At 70.4% G+C, this 21639-nt stretch carries 23 protein-coding genes; 10 read left to right on the top strand and 13 right to left on the bottom strand.

Annotation, left to right across the window (positions count from 1 at the left end):
• The first annotated feature begins 97 nt into the window (after window positions 1–97).
• From Aple_RS35970 to Aple_RS35955, 4 genes are read left to right on the top strand one after another with little or no spacing between them, the layout of a single operon-like run.
• Window positions 98–1255 (top strand): CaiB/BaiF CoA transferase family protein, encoded by a 1158-nt coding sequence (locus tag Aple_RS35970; RefSeq protein ID WP_218038673.1) that lies wholly within the window; start codon window positions 98–100, stop codon window positions 1253–1255.
• Window positions 1252–2250 (top strand): NADPH:quinone oxidoreductase family protein, encoded by a 999-nt coding sequence (locus Aple_RS35965; protein WP_155349216.1) that lies wholly within the window; start codon window positions 1252–1254, stop codon window positions 2248–2250. The genes Aple_RS35970 and Aple_RS35965 overlap by 4 nt, the downstream gene beginning before the upstream one ends.
• Window positions 2247–3623 (top strand): MFS transporter, encoded by a 1377-nt coding sequence (locus Aple_RS35960; protein WP_155349215.1) that lies wholly within the window; start codon window positions 2247–2249, stop codon window positions 3621–3623. The genes Aple_RS35965 and Aple_RS35960 overlap by 4 nt, the downstream gene beginning before the upstream one ends.
• A gap of 30 nt (window positions 3624–3653) precedes the next feature.
• Window positions 3654–4478 (top strand): IclR family transcriptional regulator, encoded by an 825-nt coding sequence (locus Aple_RS35955; RefSeq protein WP_170321830.1) that lies wholly within the window; start codon window positions 3654–3656, stop codon window positions 4476–4478.
• On the opposite strand, the gene Aple_RS35950 is transcribed toward Aple_RS35955, so the two are convergent.
• The 7 genes from Aple_RS35950 to Aple_RS35920 all read right to left on the bottom strand — a co-directional run bounded on the left by Aple_RS35950 (window position 4450) and on the right by Aple_RS35920 (window position 10891).
• On the bottom strand, window positions 4450–5457 hold the full coding sequence (locus Aple_RS35950; protein ID WP_155349213.1) for an amidohydrolase family protein: 1008 nt from the start codon (window positions 5455–5457) through the stop codon (window positions 4450–4452). The two genes, Aple_RS35955 and Aple_RS35950, sit on opposite strands and share 29 nt — an antisense overlap.
• The gene (locus Aple_RS35945; protein WP_170321829.1) at window positions 5454–6638 is read right to left on the bottom strand and encodes an AMP-binding protein; all 1185 of its coding nucleotides are present in this window, start codon (window positions 6636–6638) and stop codon (window positions 5454–5456) included. The genes Aple_RS35950 and Aple_RS35945 overlap by 4 nt, the downstream gene beginning before the upstream one ends.
• Entirely contained in the window at window positions 6635–7156 is a 522-nt protein-coding gene (locus Aple_RS35940) for a 3-hydroxyanthranilate 3,4-dioxygenase (protein WP_155349211.1), read from the bottom strand. Before Aple_RS35940 ends, Aple_RS35945 begins: the two co-directional genes overlap by 4 nt.
• A 21-nt stretch (window positions 7157–7177) precedes the next feature.
• Window positions 7178–8746: an amidohydrolase gene (locus Aple_RS35935; protein WP_155349210.1), complete on the bottom strand. Its 1569-nt coding sequence runs from the start codon at window positions 8744–8746 to the stop codon at window positions 7178–7180.
• Window positions 8743–9159, bottom strand: a complete 417-nt coding sequence (locus tag Aple_RS35930; protein ID WP_155349209.1) for a RidA family protein — start codon at window positions 9157–9159, stop codon at window positions 8743–8745. Before Aple_RS35930 ends, Aple_RS35935 begins: the two co-directional genes overlap by 4 nt.
• A 38-nt stretch (window positions 9160–9197) precedes the next feature.
• On the bottom strand, window positions 9198–10628 hold the full coding sequence (locus Aple_RS35925; protein WP_155349208.1) for an aldehyde dehydrogenase: 1431 nt from the start codon (window positions 10626–10628) through the stop codon (window positions 9198–9200).
• Between the two features lie 92 nt (window positions 10629–10720).
• Window positions 10721–10891, bottom strand: a complete 171-nt coding sequence (locus Aple_RS35920; RefSeq protein WP_155349207.1) for a hypothetical protein — start codon at window positions 10889–10891, stop codon at window positions 10721–10723.
• Between the two features lie 104 nt (window positions 10892–10995).
• On the opposite strand from Aple_RS35920, the gene Aple_RS35915 reads away from it, so the two are divergent.
• The gene (locus Aple_RS35915) at window positions 10996–11778 is read left to right on the top strand and encodes an SDR family NAD(P)-dependent oxidoreductase (protein WP_218038672.1); all 783 of its coding nucleotides are present in this window, start codon (window positions 10996–10998) and stop codon (window positions 11776–11778) included.
• 44 nt (window positions 11779–11822) lie between these two features.
• Here Aple_RS35915 and Aple_RS35910 read toward each other — a convergent pair whose 3' ends face one another.
• Window positions 11823–12038, bottom strand: a complete 216-nt coding sequence (locus tag Aple_RS35910; protein ID WP_281361642.1) for a tautomerase family protein — start codon at window positions 12036–12038, stop codon at window positions 11823–11825.
• Window positions 12039–12049: 11 nt separating this feature from the next.
• Window positions 12050–13714, bottom strand: coding sequence for an MFS transporter (locus Aple_RS35905; protein ID WP_155349205.1), 1665 nt, complete (start codon window positions 13712–13714; stop codon window positions 12050–12052).
• Window positions 13715–13872: 158 nt separating this feature from the next.
• Here Aple_RS35905 and Aple_RS35900 point away from each other — a divergent pair, with 158 nt between their 5' ends.
• From Aple_RS35900 to Aple_RS35880, 5 genes are all read left to right on the top strand, one after another.
• Window positions 13873–14661 carry a 2-keto-4-pentenoate hydratase gene (locus Aple_RS35900; protein ID WP_155349204.1) on the top strand — a complete coding sequence of 263 codons (789 nt, stop codon included), beginning with the start codon at window positions 13873–13875 and terminating at the stop codon, window positions 14659–14661.
• Between the two features lie 146 nt (window positions 14662–14807).
• Window positions 14808–15095, top strand: a complete 288-nt coding sequence (locus Aple_RS35895; protein WP_155349203.1) for an ArsR/SmtB family transcription factor — start codon at window positions 14808–14810, stop codon at window positions 15093–15095.
• Window positions 15092–15481: a VOC family protein gene (locus Aple_RS35890; protein ID WP_155349202.1), complete on the top strand. Its 390-nt coding sequence runs from the start codon at window positions 15092–15094 to the stop codon at window positions 15479–15481. Before Aple_RS35895 ends, Aple_RS35890 begins: the two co-directional genes overlap by 4 nt.
• Window positions 15482–15683: 202 nt before the next feature.
• Window positions 15684–15878 carry a response regulator transcription factor gene (locus Aple_RS56440; RefSeq protein WP_155349201.1) on the top strand — a complete coding sequence of 65 codons (195 nt, stop codon included), beginning with the start codon at window positions 15684–15686 and terminating at the stop codon, window positions 15876–15878.
• Between the two features lie 176 nt (window positions 15879–16054).
• On the top strand, window positions 16055–17251 hold the full coding sequence (locus Aple_RS35880) for an FAD-binding oxidoreductase (RefSeq protein ID WP_170321828.1): 1197 nt from the start codon (window positions 16055–16057) through the stop codon (window positions 17249–17251).
• A gap of 22 nt (window positions 17252–17273) precedes the next feature.
• On the opposite strand, the gene Aple_RS35875 is transcribed toward Aple_RS35880, so the two are convergent.
• From Aple_RS35875 to Aple_RS35860, 4 genes are all read right to left on the bottom strand, one after another.
• Window positions 17274–17762, bottom strand: a complete 489-nt coding sequence (locus Aple_RS35875) for a DUF2127 domain-containing protein (protein ID WP_170321827.1) — start codon at window positions 17760–17762, stop codon at window positions 17274–17276.
• 36 nt (window positions 17763–17798) lie between these two features.
• Window positions 17799–18482, bottom strand: coding sequence for a M15 family metallopeptidase (locus Aple_RS35870; protein ID WP_155349198.1), 684 nt, complete (start codon window positions 18480–18482; stop codon window positions 17799–17801).
• Between the two features lie 57 nt (window positions 18483–18539).
• Window positions 18540–20807 carry a glycoside hydrolase domain-containing protein gene (locus tag Aple_RS35865; RefSeq protein WP_155349197.1) on the bottom strand — a complete coding sequence of 756 codons (2268 nt, stop codon included), beginning with the start codon at window positions 20805–20807 and terminating at the stop codon, window positions 18540–18542.
• Window positions 20808–20877: 70 nt separating this feature from the next.
• Window positions 20878–21510 carry a DUF2690 domain-containing protein gene (locus Aple_RS35860; protein WP_155349196.1) on the bottom strand — a complete coding sequence of 211 codons (633 nt, stop codon included), beginning with the start codon at window positions 21508–21510 and terminating at the stop codon, window positions 20878–20880.
• Window positions 21511–21639 lie beyond the last annotated feature (129 nt).

Below are 21639 nucleotides of genomic sequence, written 5' to 3'. Positions count from 1 at the left end.
CGCGTTTCCACCCAGCGGGAACGTGATGTTGAGGGCGGGGACCGTGTGTTTCTACGGTCGCACTACACCGCTGCTGGGAGGTTGCATGATCGACTCGATGAGGGTGCTGAGTTTCTCGCACTTCGTGCAGGGACCCGCGGCCTCGCAGTACCTGGCCGACCTCGGCGCCGACGTCGTCAAGGTCGAACCGCCCGGCGGGTCGTGGGAGCGCAGGATCGGCAGCTCGGGGATCCGGGTCGCCGGGCGCAGCGTGACCTTCCTGTCGGTCAACCGGAACAAGCGCTCGATCGCCGTCGACCTCAAGCACCCGGACGCCCGCACCGTGCTCCGCCCGCTCATCGAGCAGGCCGACGTGCTGCTGGAGAACTATCGGGGCGGCGCGCTGGAGAAGCTCGGCCTGGGGTACGAGGCGGTGCGCGCGATCAAGCCGGACATCATCTACGCCTCGGCCAGCGGCTGGGGCTCGCGCGGCCCGATGGCCGGGCGGCCGGGGGTGGACCTGCTAGTGCAGGCGCGCACCGGTCTTGTGGACGTCACCGGCGACCGCCCCACCGCGGCCGGCACGCCCGTCGTGGACCAGCACGGCGCGGCGCTGCTCGCGATGGGCGTGCTGGCCGCTTACGCGCGCAAACTGACCACCGGCGAGGGCACGCGGGTCGAGTCGAGCCTGCTCGGCGCCGGGCTCGACCTGCAGGCGGAATCGCTCGCGCTGTACTACTCCGGCCGCAGGACCGAGACCGACGTCCGCCGCCCCGCCGAGCTGGCGTGCTGGTCGATCGATGCCCCCTACGGCGTGTACGCGCTGCGGGACACCTCGATCGTGATCGCGCTCAACGGCTCTGAGGACGACCTCGGCGACGCGCTCGGCGCTCCCGAGCTGGCCGGTTACGACCAGCGGGCCAGGCGGACCAAGCGGGAGGAGTACACCGCGGCGGTGGCCCGGGTGCTCGCCGGGATGACCTACGCGGAGGTCGCCTCCCGGCTGGAGCCGCGCGGGTTCTGGATCGAGCGCGTGGCCACCTACGACGACGTGCGTGCCGACCCGCAGGTGGCCGCGGAAGGGCTGCTCGCCGAGTTCCCCGTGGGCGAGGAGCGGGCGACCGTGCTGCGGCACCCGGTCCGCTACGACGGCGAGTTGCCCGGCCTGCGCACGGCGCCCCCCGAACTCGGCGCGGACACCGTGGCGGTGCTGCGCGCGGCCGGGTTCTCCGCCGACGAGGTGGACGGCTTCCTGTCCGCGGGCGTGGTGTCGTGAGCGGGCGCGCGCTGGTCTGCGCCCGCCTCGGCGGGCCCGAGGATCTCGAGCTGGCCGACGTGGCGACGCCGAGCCCGGGGCCGGGCGAGGTGGTGGTCGCGGTCAGCCACGTGGGGCTGAACTTCCACGACACGCTGATCATCGCGGGCACGCACGTGGTGCGGCCGGAGCCGCCGTTCTCCCCCGGCAGCGAGTACGCCGGCACGGTCGTGGCCGTCGGCGCGGGAGTCACGTCCGTACGGCCCGGCGACCGCGTGGCGGGCAACGAGGAGTACGGGTGCGCCCGCGACGCCGTACTGGTCCGGGCGGACCGGGTCACCAAAGTGCCCGGCCACGTCACCGACCGGCAGGCCGCGGCGATCCTGGTGGCCTACTCGACCGCCTATCACGCACTCGTCCAGCGGGCCGGGCTGCGCGCGGGCGAGACGCTCGCCGTGCTCGGCGCCGCGGGCGGGGTCGGCTCCGCCGCCGTGGACGTGGGGAACCTGCTCGGCGCCCGGGTGATCGCGGGCGCCTCCACCCCGGAGCGGGCCGAGTCGGCCCGTCTGCACGGCGCGCACGAGACCTTCTCCTACGGCGACGCCGGCAGCGCCAAGGCCGCGATCAAGGAACTGACCGGCGGAGCGGGTGCGGACGTGGTGTTCGACCCGGTCGGCGGCGCGGTGGCCGAGTCGGCGGTACGCGCGGTCGCGTGGGGCGGCCGGTACCTCGTGATCGGGTTCGCCTCGGGCGGTATCCCGCGCGTCGGGCTGAACATCCCGCTGGTCAAGGGCGCCTCGGTGGTCGGGGTGTTCTGGGGCGAGTTCGTCCGGCGGGACCGGGCGGCGCACGAGCGGAACCTCCGCGAGATCTTCGACTGGGCCGCGGCCGGCCGGCTGCGCCACCATGTCCACGACGTACTCCCGCTCGATCAGGGGCCGCGTGCGCTGCGCGAACTGGCCGACGGCCGGGTCCGGGGCAAGCTGCTGCTGCGGACCGGTGGTCCCGCAGGATGACGACCGTCCGAGCGACGCGCAAGACGAGATTGGCCCTTGCGGCGCTGCTCTCGGGCACCATGCTCGCTCCGCTCAACTCCTCGATGATCGCGGTGGCGCTCGCGCCCATCCAGCGCGACTTCGCCCAGCCGCTGGCCACGACGACGTGGGTGGTGACCGTCTTCTACCTGACCGCGTGCGTCTGCCAGCCGGTGCTCGGCCGGGTGGCGGACCGCGTCGGCCCGCGCAAGCTGTTCGCGGCCGGGCTGGCGGTGGCGGCGATCGCCTCCGCGGCGGCGGCTCTGGCCACGTCGCTGCCGCTGCTCGTGCTATGCCGGTGCGTGCAGGCCGCCGGTGTGTCGGCCGCGTTCCCGTGCGCGATGGTCGTCATCCGGCGCAGCGGCGACACGACGGGGCTGTCCGCCGTCGCGACGGTCAACACGACCGCCGGGGCGGTCGGCCCGGTGCTCGGCGGGCTGCTGACCTCCTGGGCGGGGTGGCAGGCCATCTTCTGGGTCAACCTGCCGGTCATGCTGGGGGCGCTGGTGCTCGCGTGGCGCGCGATCGGCCCCGAGGAGCGGGCCGCACGCGGCGGCTTGATCCGCTCGATCGATCCAGTGGGAGTCATCCTGTTCGCGGCGGCGGTGGTCGGCCTGCTGGATCTGATGCTCGCCGTCCCGAGGGTGTCGGTTCCCGGCCTGGCCGCCGTGGTCGTCGCCGGGGCCGGGTTCCTGTGGTGGGAACGGCGTGCCGCCGAGCCGTTCGTGGACGTCCGCGCGCTCGGCGCGGCCCCCGGGATGGTGCTGGTGCTTGGCACCTTCGTGCTGTTCAACCTGGCCTACTACGGCGCGTTCTACGGGCTGCCGCCGTGGTTGCAGACCGCGCTCGGGTTCGACGCGGCGCACACCGGGCTCCTGATCATGCCGATCGCGGCCACGAGCGTCGTGGCGACCGTGCTCGGCGGTCGCGTCATGCGCCGCTTCGGCGTCGGGCGGACCCTGCTGGCCGGCGGCGGGCTGCTGCTGGCCGGGGTCGCCGCGATCATTTCGTTCGGTACGGCGACGCCCGCATGGGCCGTCGTGGTCGACGGCGTGGTGCTCGGCGTGCCGTACGGGCTGTGCAATCTCGGCCTGCAGCGGCTCATGTACGAGCGTGCGCCCGCCGGCATGTCCGGCGTGGTCGGCGGCCTGTTCCAGTCGGCCCGCTACGTCGGCGCGATCCTCGCGGTCGGGCTGGTCGGCGCGTTCGCCCCCGGCGACCCCGCCCTGCCCATCGACCCGCGCGGGCTCGCGGTGGCGATGACCTCGGTCGCGGCGGTCGTGATCGTTGTCCTCGCCCACGACCTGCGGCGATCCCGACATGATGAGATATCATCACCTAAACCGGACGGCTGATCCGCGATGATCCACCCCACGATTCTCCCCATGGCCACACCCCGAGATGCCCGCAAACCCGGTCGGACCGTGTCCAGCCGGGTGTTCGCCCTGCTCAACGCCTTCTCCCCGGAGCGGCCCGCGCTCCGCCTCGTCGAGCTGACCGCCGTCACCGGGCTGCCGGTCTCCACGGTGCACCGCATCGCGGCCGAGCTGGTCGAGCTGGGGGCGTTGAAGAAGGAACGCGACGGGGTCTACCGGATCGGACTGCGGATGTGGGAGCTGGGCGCGCTGTGCCCGCAGCCGCGCACGCTGCGGGATGTGTCGCTGCCGTTCATCCATGACCTCTACGAGGCCACGGCGGAGAACGTCCACCTGGCGGTGCTCGACGGCGACGAGGCCCTCTACGTCGAGCGCGTGTGGGGACGCCGCTCGGTCGGCGTCGTCAGCCGCGTCGGCGGGCGCTCGCCCCTGCACGCCACGGGGGTCGGCAAGATCCTGCTGGCCCACGCGCCGCGCGAGCTGCAGCAGGCCGTGCTGGCGGCCGGGCTGAAGCGGTACACCCCGCACACGATCGTCATGCCCGGACTGCTGATGCGCTCGCTCCAGGAGGTCCGCGCCACCGGCATCGCCCGGTGCGCCGAGGAGCTGTCGCTGGGCACCGCCTCCGTGGCGACCCCCATCCACGGGCCCGACGGCCGGGTCGTGGCCGCGCTCTCCGTCGTCTCGCACACCGTCACCCACACGCGGTCGCTCGCGGCGGTGGAACCCGCGCTGCGGCTGGCGGCGAAGTCGATCTCCCGCGAGCTGGCCAAGGGCTACTCGGCGGGCGACCCGCCCGGGACCGTCACGCCGATCCGGTCAGCAGCGCGGTAGCCGTCCCCGCCCGGACGGCCGCCGCCTCCCCGGGCGCGAGCCCGAGCGCCGCGACCGTGCCGAGCGGGTCGGTGTCGGCGAGTTCGAAGGGGTAGTCCGTGCCGACGAGCACGTGGTCCACGCCGAAGTCCTCGACGAGCCGCCGCAGCAGCGGGGTGGAGAAGGTGGCGGTGTCGTAGTAGAGGCGGCGCAGATAGTCGCTCGGCGGGCGCGGCGTGGTGCGGGCCACCGCCTTGCGCGACCAGCCGAGGTCCAGCCTGCCGAGCAGGGACGGCAGGCACCCGCCGCCGTGCGCGAGGCACAGCCGCAGGTCGTGCCGTTCCAGTACGCCGCCGAGCACGAGCCGCGAGACGGCGAGCGCGGTCTCCATCGGGAAGCCCGCCAGCTGGGGCAGCCAGTAGTCGGCGAGCCGCGAACCGCCGGGGACGCTGTTGGGGTGGAGGAAGACGAACGCCCGGCGGTCCGTGAGGAACTCCCACAGCGGCTCGTGCACGGGATCGTCCAGTTCCCTGCCGAGGCCGCGGGTGCCGATGGCGATGCCCACGCACCCCAGCTCGTCCAGGCAGCGGCGGGCCTCCTCCGGCGCGGCCGGCGTGCCGAGCGGCACGTGCCCGAGCGGGTCGAGCACCCCGCGATGCCCGGCGAGGAGGTCGGCCAGCGCGTCGTTGCCGCGGCGGACCACGGCCAGGACGTCCCGCTCGTCGGTGGCGTCGGCGCACATCACGAACGGGGGCACCGACACGAGCTGGCGGGTGACACCCGTGCGGCGCAGGTCTGCCAGCCGTTCGGCGACGTCGTACTGGGCGGGCGGCAGCGGGATCGGCGCGCCCTTCGGTATCCCGGACACCTGCGGGTCGATCCTGACCACGCCGGCGGCGAGATCGGACAGGTCGGCCAGGCCGCGCCCGGACAGCCAGGTCAGCAAGGGCATCGGCAGCGCGTGGGCGTGCACGTCGATCACCGGCTGAATGTCGCTCATCCGGCTGCCTCGAAGTCCTGGACGCAGCTCACGTAGTACAGACGGCCGTCGGCGTCGCGCCGGCAGACGTCGCCAGTGCGCAGCCACCCGTTTTCGACCGGCGTACCGGCGGGGAAGGCGTAGGCGCGGGCGATGGTCGGGCCCCGCACCCACAGTTCCCCCGCCTGCCCCGCCGGGAGGTCGCCGCCGCCGGGACCGCACACGCGGACCTCGGTCCCGGGGAACGGCACGCCGAGTGAGAAGCGGCGGCGCGGGTGCAGGTGGTCGGCCGGGCTGGTCCAGGCGATCGTCTTGGGCACCTCGACCTGGCCGAACACCCCGCACAGCACCTCACCGAACAGCGCGTGCGCGCGGTCGATCTCCTCGCCGGTGAGCGATGTCCCGCTGTACACCACCAGCGCCAGGGACGACCAGTGGTGCCCCTCCGGATGAGCCAGGAGGGCGCGCAACGCGGGCGGCATCACCATCAGCACGGTCGGGCGGTGCTCGGCGGCGGCCGCCAGCAGAGCGTCGGTGCCGGAACGCTCCGGGAGGACGAACGTCCCGCCCAGCATCAGCGTCGGCAGCACCATGTTGCCGAAGCCCCCGGACACCGACTCCGGGCACAGCACGCGCGGCTGTTCCGGCCACGGAAGGGTGTCGCGCAACGCGGTCGCCACCGCGCCCAACGCGCCGCCGGACAGTTCGACGCCCTTGACCGGCCCGGTGGTGCCGGAGGTGAACGCCAGCCGTACCACCGCGCTCGCGGGCGCTGGAGCCGGGTCCGGCCCCGGCTCCAGCGCGGCGGTCAGGTCGCGATCGGTCAGCACGCGGATCTCCGGACGGGCCCGCAGCCACGCGTCCAGATCCTGGTCGCCCGGCTCGGCGAGCACGGCGTCCGGCGCGACGAGATCCAGCCGCTCGGCCAGCGTCGCGCCGCGCAGTGCCCCAGGCGGCAGGGCGGCGGACCGGAGGCCCGCCACGTAGCAGGCCGCGTTCACCAGCCACTGCAGCGGATCGTTGGGCCGGACCTGGAGCACCGTGTCACCTGGCCGCAGGCCGGACCCGGCCAGGGTGTCCGCCACGCCCAGCACCAGCCGCTCCGCCTCGCGGTAGGTCAGCTCGGCGCCGCCCTGCCGGAACGCGATGAGGCAGGGACGCGCGCGCAGCGCGTCGAGCACCAGCCCGCCGATCGCCGTCACAGCCGCTCGTCCGGCATGACCGTGCCGCAGGACTTGCAGGTCCTGGCGGCGACGTCGCCGTAGAACCGCTGGTATGCGCCCGCCACCGGGTCGGTACGGTAGTCGCTCACGTGGACGGCTTCCTCGTGCAGGAACTCATCACAGGCGGGACAGAACCAGCGGAAGCGATCCAGTTCGCCCGGCCTCCGCAGCCGTTCGATGACCAGCACGAACGCGTCCGGCGCGAACCGGGGCGAGTGGGCGATGCCGGTCGGCGTGAAAATGGTCCCGCCCTCGGGGATCACCGCGATGTCCGAGCCGCCCTCCGGCTTGCGGTAGTGCAGGTCCATGGAGCCCCGCACCATGAACATCACCTCGTCGCTCGGGTTGAGATGGAATTCGCTGCGGTATTCACGGCCACGGGCGAGGAAGGCGAGCGACTCGCTCTCCTGCCACAGCACCTTGACCCGCTTCCCGGACTCCTGCAGTTCGACGGCTACCTTCAGCAGTTCGACGATGGGCATCTGGCTGGGGTGCATTGCTACCTCCTGGTGTGTTGCTCAGCCGGGCAGGCCGGTGTCGTACACGATCTGGCCGCCGACGACGGTCATCAGGACCTCGACCGCGCGCAGTTCGTCGTCGGACGCGGTGAGCGGGTCGGCGTCGAGCACGGCCAGGTCGGCGAGCGCACCCGCGGTGAGCCGGCCCTTCACCTCCTGCTCGCCGGTGTGCGCGGCGCCGGACGTGGTGTAGAGGCGCAGGGCCTCCGCCCGCGTGACCGCCTGCGCGCCCCCCACGACCTCACCCACCGCATCGCGCCTGGTCGTCATGGCGTAGATGTTCTGGAACGGGTCGAGGGCGTTGATCGGATAGTCGGTGCCGGCCGCGACGCCGTCGAGCCCGAGGCCGTCCACGAGGTCGCGCAGCGGCACGGCGGACTCGGTACGGGCATCGCCGAGGTGGCCGGCGATGGTCGCCCGGTTGTGCCACAGGAACGGGATCTGCGCCGCCACCTGAACGCCCAGCGCGCAGGCCCGGGCGATCTGGTCACGCCCGATCAGGCTGGCGTGGATGAGCACGTCCGGCAGGAGACCCCGGTGCCGAGTGGCCTCATAAACATCGAGCGCGAGATCGATCGCGTCGTCGCCCACCACGTGCGTACCGACCGGCCAGCCCGCGCGATGCGCCGCGGTGACCAGCTCGGCCAGCCGGTCCCGGTCGACGAACAGCTCGCCGCGGTAGCCGGGACGGGCGAGGTAGGACTCGCGTGTGGCCGCGGTGCCGAGCGTCATACCGCCGTCCACCTGGAGCTTCACACCCCGGGTGAGATAGTGCTGACCCACGGGCTCAGGTGGGCCGTCGGCCAGCAGCGCCTCCCAGTCCGCGAGCGGGACGGACGGGTTGAGCTCGCCGGTCGGCACCACCATCGCGGCCACGCGGAGCGTGGATCGTCCGTCCCTGGCCAGCTCACGCACCGCCTCGACGTCTCCAGGCCGCAGCGAGCCCGCCACGACCGAGGTGATCCCGTGCCGGTTGAGCGCCCGCATGGCGGCGGTGAGCTGGGCGGCCCGCTCCGCACGGGTCCAACCCGGCACCACCCGGGCGACAGCGTGTACGGCGCCCTCGACCAGCCTGCCGTCATGCCCGTCCGGGTCGACGCCGGCCCGTTCCAGCGCGGCGGTGCTGGCCGTCGCGGCGTGGCCCTCCGGCAGGTACACCGGGCGTCCGCCCGCCGCGCGGTCCAGCTCGCGCCGGTCGGGCGCACGGCCCTCGGCGAGCTGAAGAAGCGGGCTCCACGACTGCCCCAGCACCCACGCGCCGGGCTCGCGGGTGGCGGCCAGCGCGGCGATCCGGTCCAGTGCGGTCTCGAGCGTGCGCACACCCGCGAACGACACGGCGTGCCCGTCCATCCCCGCGTTCTCGAAGTGGCAGTGCGAATCGACCAGCCCGGGGATCACGGTCCGGCCCGCCAGCCGTACCACCCTGGTGGACGGGCCGGCCAGGCGTGCGACGTCGGCGTCACGGCCGACCGCGGACACCCGGCCATCGGTCACCGCGACCGCCTCGGCGACCGTGCCGCGCGCGTCCAGCGTGTGCACCCGGCCGCCGAGCAGGATCAGGTCGGTCATGGCCGGTTCACGGCGGCGACGCACTCGACCTCGACCTGCACGCCGGTGCGGTGCGGGGTCGCGATGACCGTGGTACGCGCGGGAAAGTGCGGGTTGCCCTCGAAGAACTCGCGGTAGACGGCATTGAACTGCGGGAAGTTGGCCACGTCGCGTACGAAGCAGGTGCACTTGAGGATGGTCTCCCGGCTGCCGCCCGCCGCCTCGACGACCGCGACCAGGTTGGCGAGCGTCTGCCTGACCTGCTCGGCGAAGTCGTCGGAGACGATGGTGCGGGTCTGCGGGTCCAGCGGCCCGGTGCCTGAGCAGTAGATGGTGTCGCCGTGCACGATCGCCTGGGACAGCGGTGCGGCTGTCCCCGTGGAGAAGCCCACGGTGGGTGCGTTACGGGTGCTGACGGCTCGGATTTCGGTCATGCTGTGCTCCTTGCGATTCGGCCGTGCGGCGACCTTCGTCACGAGATCTCCATGATGACGGCTTTGGGTTCGGTGAAGAACTCGCGGCTGTACGTTCCGCCCTCACGGCCGACGCCGGAGTTTTTGGCCCCGCCGAAAGGTGCCCGGAGGTCCCTGATGAAGAAGCAGTTCGCCCAGACGGTGCCGACCCGTAGCGCGCGTGCGACGCGGTGGGCGCGGGACAGGTCCTGGGTGAACAGCATGGCGTTCAGGCCGTACGGCGTGTCGTTGGCCGCCGCCACCGCGTCCGCTTCGTCGTCGAACGGGAGGACGACCACGACCGGTCCGAAGATCTCCTCTTGGGTGACCCGGTCGCGCTGCCCGGCGCCGACCACCACGGTGGGCCGGACGACCCAGCCCTCGTCCACGCCGCCCGTGTGCAGTCGCGCGCCTGCCGCGGTCGCGATGTCGAGGTAGCCGGCCACCTTCGTGAAGTGCTCCCGCGAGGACAGCGGGCCGATCTGCGTGGCCGGGTCCTTCGGGTCGCCGAGCACGAGCGCGTCGGCCGCGGCGGTGAACCTGGCCAGGAACTCATCGTACACCGCACGCTGCACATACAGCCTGCTCCCGGCCAGGCACACCTGCCCGCTGTTGCTGAACACCGCCTGGATGGACCAGCCGACCGCCTGGTCGAGGTCCGCGTCCGCGAAGACGATGTTCGCGCCCTTGCCGCCCAGTTCCAGGCTCACCGGGGTCAGGTTGGCCGCCGCGGCCCTGGAGATCAACCGGCCGGTGGTCGATTCGCCGGTGAAGGTGATCCGGTCGACCAGCGGCGACTCGGTCAGCGCCTGACCCACCGAGTCCGGCCCGAAGCCGTGGACGACGTTGAGCGTGCCGGGCGGCAGACCGGCCTCGATCGCCAGCCGGGCCAGGATGGTGGCCGAGGCGGGCGACTGCTCGGCGGGCTTGAGCACGACCGTGTTCCCCCAGGCCAGCGCGGGCGCAACCTTCCAGCTCGCCATCATGAGCGGGAAGTTCCACGGCGCGATGGCGGCCACGACACCCGCGGGGTCGTACTGGGTGTAGGCGTGGTGCCCGGCCGGCATCGGGAACGTCTCGGCGGGGGTGAGCTGCGCGTGGTCGGCGAAGAACCGGAAGTTCTGCGCCGCGCGGGGGACGTCGTGGCCCGCGGTCTGGGTGATCGGTTTGCCCATGTCCGCGGTGTCGGCCGCCGACAACTCGCCGACGTGCTTCTCCAGCAGGTCGGCGAGGCGGTGCAGGATCGCGCGACGCTCGGCGAAGCTCATCCGGGGCCACGGCCCCTCGTCGAAGGCCGACCGCGCGGCACGTACGGCGCGTTCCGCGTCGCCGGCCGAGCCCAGTGCCACCGTGGCCCATGGTTCCCGCGTCCACGGGTCCACGGACTCGAACTCCGCCGGTTCGGCCGAGACGACCTCCTCGCCCGCGATGACGTGCCCGAACGATTCCACCGCTGGTCCTCCTCGTTTCTCGCTGTGCCGTAAACTCTCCGCGTGCGATCGGCGCACGCTCAACGTCCGGTTTCCATTCGCCGGAAACGCGGTCAGCGGCCACGCACCGCGCGCGACCACTCCGCCCACCGCCGTCCGAACTCGGGCGAGCGCACCGCCCGGATCTGCGCGCGGTCCAGCGCGTTACGGCGGTGCGGCCGGTCCAGTTCCAGCGGCGCGATCCCCTCGGAGGGGTACGTCACCCGCAGTCCACGTACGTCCATGGCCCAAGCCGACCGCACGCGAGCCCTGGCCACCAGGACCGGTTCTCATTGAGCGGAAGCCCGCAGGTGGCCGGGCATGGTGCCGCCGCGCATGATCGGAGCGTGTGCACATCGAGTTTCTGGAGGACTTCGTGAACGGGCAGTTGCGCGGCAAGACGGCGATCGTTACCGGGGCGGCGTCGGGCATCGGACGCGCGACCGCCGCGCTGTTCGCCGCCCGCGGCGCGGCGGTGCTCGCCGTGGACCGCGACGAGGAGGGCCTGCTGGAGCTGCGGGACGAGGCGGGCGGCGAGGTTGCCGTACTGGCCGTGGACCTCACTGCGGCGGGGGCGGCGGAGCGGGTCTTCGACCACTGCGTGGAGATCCTCGGCGCGCCGAACGTGCTCGCCAACGTCGCGGGCAGGGCCGGGGACCGCTCCGCCGCTGATACCACGGACGAGGACTTCGAGTCCTTCCTGCGGATCAACCTTGGCACGACGTTCGCGCTCAGCCGCCGCGCGGTGATCGCGTTCGGCGACGCGGGCGGGGCGATCGTCAACACGTCCTCGGCGTTCGCGCTGACCGGTGTCGCGGGGTCCGCGCCGTACTCGGCGGCCAAAGGAGCGGTCTCCAGCCTCACCCGCCAGATGGCGGCCGACTACGGCCGGCGCGGCATCCGGGTCAACGCGGTGGCGCCGGGCCTCATCGAGACCCCGGCCACCCGCGCGAAGATCGCCGCGGGTGTCTTCGACGACCTGGTGACCCGGTCGCGCCCGCTGCCCAGGGTCGGGCAGCCGATCGACGTCGCGCGGGTGCTCGCGTTCCTGGCGTCCGACGAGGCGGCCTTCGTCACCGGCCTCACCATCCCGGTGGACGGCGGCTGGACCAGCACACACTTCCGCGGCTGACGGCGAAGCGGGCCGGGGCCGACGTCGGCTCCGGCCCGCTCCTGCTACGAGCGCGCTCGGCGTTCCGCGATCGTCTCGCCGTCCGCGGCCCAGTGGGTCGGCGGCACCTCGCGCACCAGGATCCGCACCGATGCTGACGGGACCCCGAGGCTGCGCACGACCGCTTCGTGCACAGCCGAGATCATCTCGCGCAGCTCGGATTCGGTCCGGCCGGTCAGCAGTGAGACGTCGATAATGGGCATTGAGCTTCCTTTCTGGATGGATACGACGGTCAGCCGTCCTGGCGCACGATGGGATTCCCATCTGTAGCCGTGTCACCGGCGAGGCGCACCTCGGCGAGGTCCACTCCCTTGGTCTCCGGCAGGGTGAACACCAGGATCAGCAGGCCCAGCGCCATGGCGCCGACCGGATACCACAGGGCGGCGGTGGTACTGCCCACTTCGGCCCCGATCGCGACCATCGTCGCCGGCAGCAGCCCGCCGAACACACCCACGCCGAGCTGGTAGGGGATCGAGAGCGCGGTCGCCCGGACGCGGGTCGGGAACACCTCCGCCATCGCCGTCGCGGCCGGTCCCTGGGCCATCTGCGCGAACGCGACCAGCGCGAGAAGCAGCAGCGCCACGGTGAGCACGGGCCCGTCGAAGAAGTCCCCGACACCGGTGATCTTGATCGTGCCGCCGGATCCGTCGACCGGGTACCCGGCCGTCCTGAGCGCGGCCAGCAGGTCGTCCGCCATCTGCGGGCCGCCGGAGACCTGGGTGTCGTTCACCAGGACGCTGGTGGGGCCGGTGACGTCCTGCCGGTCGAAGGAGACCGAGTGGGACTGGAGCACGTTCCGCGCCTGGTCGCAGTCGGAGGTGAACTTGGCCGTGCCCGTGGGGTTGAACTGGAAGGAACACTCGGCCGGGTCCGCCTGGATGGTGACCGACACCGTCTCCCGTGCCCGCGCGAGATCCGGGTTCGTGGTCGAGACGATGGCGCCGGTGATCGGGAACGCGAGCAACGCGGCCAGCCCGATCCCGGCGAACAGCACCGGCCGCCGCCCGATTCGGTCGGACACCCAGCAGGCGAGAACGCACAGGAAGAACCCGATCAGCATGATTACCATGAAGATCGCGTTGACGGTGAAGGAGTCGGCCTTGAGGTAGGTCTTCATCGTGGTCACCATGTACACGGTCGACAGGTAGCCGATGAACGACTGCGTCGCGGCCATCACGAACACGATCGCCACCATGCGCACCCGCGCCCGCGAGCCGAACGCCTCGCGCAGCGGCGCCTTGGTCTGGGTGCCCTCCTGCTTCATCTTCAGGAACAGCGGGCTCTCGTTCAGCTTGCTGCGGATCCACACCGAAAGCGCGAGCGGCACGACGGAGATGATGAACGGCACCCGCCAGCCCCACTCCTCGAAGGCGTCCGCGCCCACGATGGCCTGCACCAGCAGTTGCACGCCCAGCGACAGGCTGAAAGCGAGCGCCGTGGTGCCCGTCAGCCAGCCGACGAAGAATCCGCGCTGCCGGGCGGGGGCGTACTCGGAGACGTAGGTGATCGCGGCGCCGAACTCGCCACTGACCGCGAGTCCCTGCAGGATGCGGCAGGTCACCAGCAGGATCGGGGCCAGGATGCCGATCTCGGCCGCGGTGGGCAGCAGCCCGACGACGACCGTCGAGGCGCCCATCAGCACCAGCGTCATCAAGAACACGATCTTCCGGCCGACCAGGTCGGTGATCCGTGCGAACACCAGCGCGCCGATCGGGCGGACGACGAACCCGGCGGCGAAGGTCAGCAGCGCGAACACGGTCTGCGCCGCCGAACTGTAGTCGCTGAAGAACTTGCTGCCGATTACGGGGACGAGTGCGCCGTAGAGGAAGAAGTCATACCACTCGAACGCCGTACCGACCGCCGACGCGCCGACGACCTTGAATTCCTGTTTGTTCATCGACGAATTCCTCCAGCCTGGAGTGCTCTCCCCGCCTCGGGCTCGACGGCGGGTTGGAGCGACCGTAGGACCGGCGGTGACGGATGCAACTACCCGATTTCCGGTGTGTGGGAATCCCGGGTGGAAGTCGTGCTCGGCGCGGTCCACGGTTGGCCACCATGACGGCGAACATATGGACGGTCGATCGGGCTGCCGAGGCACTGCGCGCGGCGGAGTCGGCCCGGTCCGCGCGCCACCCCATCACCGAGGACTGGCCCGGCCTCGACCTCGGCACCGCCTACCGGGTGCAGTCTGAGCTGGTGGCGGCCAGAGTGGCCGGCGGCGAGAAGATCGTCGGCGTCAAGCTCGGCCTCACCTCGCGGGCCAAACAGCGGCGAATGGGCGTGGACGCGCCGCTGACCGGCTGGCTCACCGACGGCATGGCGCTCGACGCCGGCGCGCTCGTACCGGTCGAGCGGCTCATCCACCCGCGGGTGGAGCCCGAGATCGTCTTCACGCTCGGGCGGCGGTTGGCGGGCCCCGGGGTCACTCCCGCTTCCGCGATGGCCGCGGTGCGGAGCGTGTCCGCGGGCCTCGAAGTGATCGACAGCCGCTACCGCGACTTCCGGTTCACCCTCGCCGACGTGGTCGCCGACAACGCGTCGTCGGCCCGGTTCGTCGTGGGAGACATGGAAGTGGACCCCGCCGGGCTGGACCTCGCGCTTGAGGCGTGCGTGCTCGGCGTGGGGGGCGCGGTGGTGGACACCGCGACGGGAGCGGCCGTACAGGGCCACCCGGGGCGAGCCCTCGCGCTCGCCGCGAACTCTCTCGCCGAGCGAGGGCTGGCCCTGGAGGAGGGCTGGATCGTCCTCACCGGCGGAATGACCGATGCCGTCCCGTTGGAGCCGGGCCGCCCGATCACCGCCGAGTTCACCCACCTGGGCACGCTCACGGTGTCCTGCGACTAACCGGTTCCCGATGTCGCCGCTGGCGTGGCGCGCTCAACCAGAAGTGGACCGGAGGCACTCATCCCCAGGAACCTTCACTGCGGGGCGGGGTGGTGTCTCACCCCTCCGCATTGACAGGCAAGTGACGGCTTGCCTATCATCCCCGCATGGGCGATGTCTTCAAGGCCCTCGCCGACCCCACTCGGCGGACCATTCTCGACGAGCTGACCGAGCGTGACGGGCAGACCCTGTTCGAGATCTGTGTCCGCCTGACGAGTCGACATCAGTTGGGCCTGACCCGGCAGGCCGTATCCCAGCATCTGGCGGTGCTGGAGGAGGCCGGGCTGATCACGACGCGCAAGCAGGGGCGGTACAAGTTTCACCACCTCGACACCACTCCCCTGGCCGCCATCTTCGAGCGGTGGCCGGTCACCAGGAAAGGACAGGAACCGTGAAGATCTACGTCACCAGCGTGTTCGTGGACGACCAGCAGAAGGCCCTCGAGTTCTACACCGACGTGCTCGGCTTCACCAAGAAGCACGACATCCCGGTGGGCGGCGACGCCCGGTGGCTGACGGTCGTCTCACCGGAGGACCTCGAGGGCACGGAACTGCTGCTGGAGCCGGACGGGCACCCCGTGGTCGGGCCGTACAAGAAGGGGCTGGTCGCCGACGGCATTCCGGCCACCTCGTTCCAGGTCGCGAACGTGCAGGCGGAGTACGAACGGCTGCGCGGGCTGGGCGTGACGTTCACGCAGGAGCCGATGGAGGCAGGCCCGGTGACCATGGCGGTCTTCGACGACACCTGCGGAAACCTGATCCAGATCGTGACCCCGGCCTAGTCGCACTTTGTCATGATCGAGCGAGGTCGGCGGAGAGTCGGGATTAAGGACTGGGCGGTGCTGGAGATCATGGCCGCACACGGCAGAACCAAGAGGGTGCGCCGACAGGCAGGGGAAGGCTTGAGGGAGCTTCGTCGATGACACCACTCTGTGGCGTGTTCTGGCGTGCTGATCATACGTCCCGCTCCTCGCCGCCGACGCGGTGAGTGCCGCGCCGTCGCCACTCACCGACCGGGAGACGGAAGTCCTCGCCGCGGCGGGGCCGGACACACCTATCAGAGATGTCGCGCGGGCCGTGTTCCTCTCACCCGGTACGGTCCGGAACTACCTGTCCGCCATCACGGCGAAACTCGGGACGACGACCCGCGCTGACCGCTTTCCTGCGTCGACCGAATAAGGACGGAAAGCGGAGCGGAAGAAGTCGGTAAGTCGCTCTCGGCACTGTGGGACCTGTTCAAGGCGCAGCACCGCACCGGCTGGAAGATCTGGTCTCGCGATTTTGTCGTACCGATCTGTCTAACTCTGTCGCATGCGCCGGATCTGGTTCGTCGCATGGATATGGAGAGACGCGAAATGTCCCAGTTGATGGAACGGCACGGCTATCTCGGACCTGGCGACCCCGGCTATGACGAGGCGCGCAGGACGCTCAACCCGGACCTGGACCCGCGGCCGGCCCTGGTCGCCGAGGCCCGGGAGGCGGAGGACGTGGTGGCCGCCGTGCGCGTGGCCCGGGAACTCGATCTGGCCCTGACCGTGCGGGCCACCGGGCACGGCACCCATGTCGCCTGCGACGAGCGGGTGCTGCTGCTCAGAACGTCCAACATGAGCTCGGTCACCATCGATCCGGAGCGCCGGACCGCTCGGGTCGGCCCGGGGGCGCGCTGGGGTCAGGTGATCGCCTCCGCCGCGCCGTACGGGCTGGTGCCGCTGGCGGGGTCGCACCCCGATGTCGGCGTGATCGGTTACACCCTCGGTGGTGGCCTCGGCTGGCTTTCCCGCCGGTACGGCTTCGCCGCCGACAGCGTGCTCCGCGCCGAGATCGTCACCTCGGAGGGGCGAATGATCACGGCCGACCCGGACCACCACGCCGACCTGTTCTGGGCGCTTCGCGGGGGTGGCGGTGGCTTCGGGGTGGTCACCGCGCTGGAGTTCCGGTTGTATCCGGTGCCCGTGGTGTACGCGGGGGCGGCGACGTTCCCGGTCGAGCGGGCGGCCGAAACCCTGGCGTTCTACCGCGACTGGTGCGCGACCGCCCCGGACGAGGTGAGCACGGCCCTCGTGCTGACCCCTCAGTCTCTGACGATCAAGGCCATGTGCGCGGGACCCACCGACCTGCTGCGCCCTCTGTGGGCGACGGCGATCACCGACACCATGGCCCCCATGCCGTTCGGCCAGGCCGCGATGGGCGGCACCGCCGCCCGCCACCTCGACCTCTTCCCCTCGCTGCCGGACGCCACCATAGACACCCTGGTCAGGGCCGGCCGGGAGGCCACCGTGGAGGTGCGTCACTGGGGTGGCGCGCTGGCCAAGCCCGGCGGCCCGGTGAGCCACCGCGACACCCGGTTCTCCGTCATCGTGGATGCCCAACTGCCCGGCGTGGCCGAGACGCTCGCGCCGTACGCGGGCGGGGGCGTTTTTCTCAACTTTCTCTCCGACACGAGCCGGACGGCCGACGCGTACACCCGTGACGACTACAACCGGCTCATCGACGTGAAACGTGCCTATGACCCGGCCGATCTGTTCCGGACCGGCCACCGAATCCCGCTGTGAGGCACCCACCCGCGGGCTCGGCTCAGCCGGTGCGGGCGGTGAGCCGTTGGCGGTGCCATTCGCGCCAGGTCAGCCAGGCCACGAGCAGGTCGAAGATGGTCAGCGCGATGAGCCAGCCGGCCGGGGCGAGGCTGATGCGATAGAGCTGATAGACGATGAAGACGAGCAGGAACGCGACCATCCATGGGTAGGCCCACAGCCGATTACGCAACAGCGCCGTCACCAGGATGACTTTGACGATGCCGTGCAGGAGGAGATAGACGGCGGCGAACCCGACGGACGCGCCGGTCAGCCCGTGGCCCATCCGCAGCAGGTGGGTGGCGACGAAGTCGTGGGGGTCTTCGGACAGTTCGTGGCGGGTCAGCGCGGCGAGGATGTGGTTGATCGTGGCGGGGGTGGCCACGAGGAGAAGGAGCCCGCCAACGAGTTCGATGATCCCGTCGAGCCCTTTGAGGATGATGCTGATCTGGAAGGTACGGTCCAGCCCGCCTCGGGGTTTGAACCAGGTCACGCGCTCCTCCTCTCGCGACAGAGACGCCCGCACTACTCAGTTGGTCACCTTGAGCTCTCGGATGACTCCGGCGCCTGCGCCGGGGATGTTGTTCCAACCGCGAATCTTTTGGGCGACTTTCCGCACTCGCTCGTCGGTGGGCGGGACGCCGATCTCGAAATGTGCCTCGTCCGGAGCGGAGAAATCGCCACCCCACTGCACGACACCCTCACACTCGGCAAGGATATCGCGGATGACGGCGGCCTCGTGTGGATAGAATCCGTTTCTGACGCCAGGTGGATAATGGCCGGCGCGAATGTCTATCGCGGTGCCGGAGGCGTGGTTGAGTTCACGCCTTTTAACTTTGTCGGGACTTTTGAAGCCAATGACCTCGCCTGGGCGCAGGGTGTCGATCTCGTAGTGGAATCTCCGGACGACATGGACCAGGATTACTTCGACATGCCCTATGGCCACGTCGATTTCGAATCCCGTGCCAGGCACAGGACGCGTCCACACGCTGCCTCCGGCATTGGCGGCGGTGTTGATCAACCAGCCGTTCGGAGACTTCGCGCCGGGCACGATCTCGGCGTGGGCACGTCGCGCCTTGGAGACGCGATCTTCGCTGGGGATGGCGGGATTGTCGGAGCTTGCGATAGAAGGCTGCGCGAAGATCGCGCCCGTACCTGAAACGATGGCGATGCCGGCCGCAGATCGCAGGAATGCGCGCCGTGACGAAACCATGCTAACCCTTCCCATCTGAAGCGTTCTTCGCGGTTTCCCTGGGGAATCGGAGAGGTGTCAGCGCAACTGCGCGAAATACTTCTCAAACACCCGGTACACCCCGAGCTTGAGGTAGCTGTGCGCGTCGACTGTGTCGCCGAACCCCTGGTAGCGCGCCAGCAGCAGGCGCGTGAACTCGTCGGAGTAGTCGAGCGACGGCCGGGGGATCTGGATCGGCGGGTCGCTTTCGTACTTGCGGATGTCGGTCGCCGCGTGGATCAGCACATGCGCTGCCGTGCTGATGTTGAAGTACGCGTCGTTGCGCAGCTTCTGCCAGATCTCCCAGATGTGCGCGTCGCGGCTGATGTCCTTAAGCTCACCGGTGATGATCCCCTGCTGAATGCAGTAGTTCCGGGCGTTGATCGCGACGTACGCGAAGATCTGTCCGAGACCCGTGCTGCCGTCACGCTTGATCCACTGGTCCGTGGGATCCCAGTCGTGGCCCGTGTGGTACTGAATGACGCCGTCGTCGGCCAGCCCGTCGAGGACCGTACGCTTGCGGATCTCCCAGAAGATCGGCACGGTGATGAGCGCCTTGCGCATCCGTAGCGCCCGGGCGAGGCCGGTCGTGAGCGCGTCGTAGCTCATCGCCAGGTTGAGCGCCTCGGTCGTCGAGTAGATCTCCCCGATGTTCTCGAGAATGCCGCCGCCACGCTCGGGAATGCCCTGGGACTCCAGGTACTGCTGCATGTCCGCCAGCAGCGCGGGCATGAGCGCGTAGTCGAAGCCGTAGTCCTGCCCGTTGGTCCACTGGCCCTCGTCGAAGGTGTTCTGCCCCCAGTCGCGACCCGACACGATGTTGTTGTCGATCTCGATGCGCCCGTCCCCGGAGCCGATCGTGATCGTGGCGATCTGGTCGAACGCCCAGTCCTGCGGCAGCGGATACCCAAGGTTGCCGGAGTAACCGGTGGACATGTCCGAAACGAAGCTCGCCGAGGTCAGCCCGGCGGCGGCCACGCGCGAGCAGATGTTGCGCGGGCCGTAGACGCCGATGCGGTAGACGCCGCCGTACTGATCCATCGTGTCCTTGACCCCGCGGAAGTACGGGATGACCCGCTCGGTCACCTCGTAGTCCAGGGCGTCGAAGTCCACGGCGAAGTAGATGCGGGTGCCCCCCTTGAAGCCGTAGAAGCGTGCGCGGTCGATCGCCGCCAGCGCGTCGGACGCCCCCTGATCGGCGCGGAAGTAGCCCGCCGAGTCACCGAAGGTCTGGTAGATCGGGAAGCAGCGCAGCCCGTTCCCGGCGATCGTGCTGAGCTCGCCCAACTGGAGCATCTTGTTCAGGGACGTGTGGGGGACGTTGGACAGGTACCGGCCGACCACCTGGTAGCCGGCCGCGCGCAGGGTCTGCGCGCGGGCCGGGGTGATCTCGGTGACGCAGTCGACCGCCTGTCCCGGCCGGGTCGCGTCGCCGGTGGAGACGAGGAGGGACGCCCACGTCTGGAAGTCCCCCTTCCCGGTGACGGGGAGCTTCGCGAAGTCCTGGAATTCGCTGACGAGCCCCGACAAGTCCGACGTGAAGGTGTCGATGAACGTGGCACCGCTGCGCTGGTTGAAGACCATCGCGGCGGAGAACAGCTGGACCCAGCGCCCGGTCGACCCGACCGACAGCGTGTTGGCGCGGAGCCCGGCCTGCGTGCCCGGCCCGAAGACGCCGGTGGCCTGCGCGTCGGTCATGCCGATCTGGAACTGCACCGCCAGCATGAGCGCCTTCTGCACATCGCGGGAGAAGAAGCCGTCGCAGGGGATGAGGAAGAAGTTGGCGCGCTGGACGTAGCTGGCGTTCATCCACTGCTGGATGGACCGGACGATCCCGCTGCCGTTCCCCACGACGACGTAGGCGTCCATCGTCAGCAGTGCCTTGAACAGCTTCGGGACCATCGCGGCGCCCGGGAAGGTATCGGCGACGCCCGCGTTCGACTTCAGCTGCTGTACCGCCGTCGCGACGCGGCCGTTGTAGTTCCCGGAGGGCAGGTTGAAGGTGTCCACGTCCCCGCCGTCGTAACCCTTGCAGTACAGGCCCGCCTGGATGATCCGGATGATGCGGCTGGCACCGCTGGTGGAGCCGTCGATCGACGGGTACCGGGCCGTGAGCGTCGCGAGCGTGGTGGGCCCGAAGTTGTCGGACAGAGAGGTGATGCCGAGCTCGTATTGGAGACATCGGGTCAGGGCGTACATGGTGGCCCAGCCCGTCTGCCCGTCCTCCGCGACATGGGGCATTCCGGCAAGCGAGCCGTAGACCTTGTTAATGAACTGCTGCGCCATCAAGACCATCTGATCTGCCATGGACTCACTCCTCTCGTGACGCGTTCCGGGGCCGCGCGGGGCGGTCCCGGAACGGCGTCGATGTAATCCGTCAGAACCTGCCGGTGCACGCCCAGTCGTGGCCAGAACCGGCGAGAATGCGGTCGAGGCAGGCCTTGTACGTCAGCGATCCGGCGTCGTAGAGCATCGCCGTCCAGACGGGACTGCCGAAGTAGACGCCTTGGCTGTTGTAGACAAAGCTCCGCTGGGTGCCGTTGGCCGCGTAGCCGAACCCGCCGGCCCGTACGTAGCAGCACGTCCGGGTCCACGCCGTCGCGCAGCGAGAGCTGTACCGCAGTTCCGCGTACCTGTTCTCCACGTCGTGCCGCATGACGGTCACGGCGTCGTTGCACGTCGAGCCGTTCCATACGTAGCTGTTGGGATCCTTGCCGTCACAGGCGTAGCCGCAGCCGCCCTCTTCCAGCGCGGCCGAACGCAGCGCCGCCACGGCCTTGGGGTCGGCTATGGTGTCGACGCTGCCGTCCTCGCGGACGTAGACGCGGTGCGGCAGCGTGAACGGGGTGCGTCCCGAGGCGTCCACGGCGGCCGAAGCCTCAGGGCCGTCCATCGTGCCGCTCACCGTGGCGGCGGTCGCGCCCGTGGTCGTGAACGACGTCCCAAGCAGCACGGCCAGCGCAGCCACCAGGACGCCGGCCCGACCATGTCGGGCAAGTCTCTTCAGCATGTGCACTCCTTTGGGTCGGTGTTTCTTGGGGGATACGACCTACCGAATGGATGGGATATGGAGCCGCCGAAAAGTACGCATCCGTAATCCCGGGCTTGGGAGGAGCATCGGATACGGCGGTATATGTGA

It is taken from the genome of Acrocarpospora pleiomorpha (assembly GCF_009687885.1).
Taxonomy (GTDB): Bacteria; Actinomycetota; Actinomycetes; order Streptosporangiales; family Streptosporangiaceae; genus Acrocarpospora; species Acrocarpospora pleiomorpha.
The sequence above is the reverse complement of the archived record's forward strand: the minus strand, read 5'-3'. Positions and strand labels throughout refer to the sequence as shown.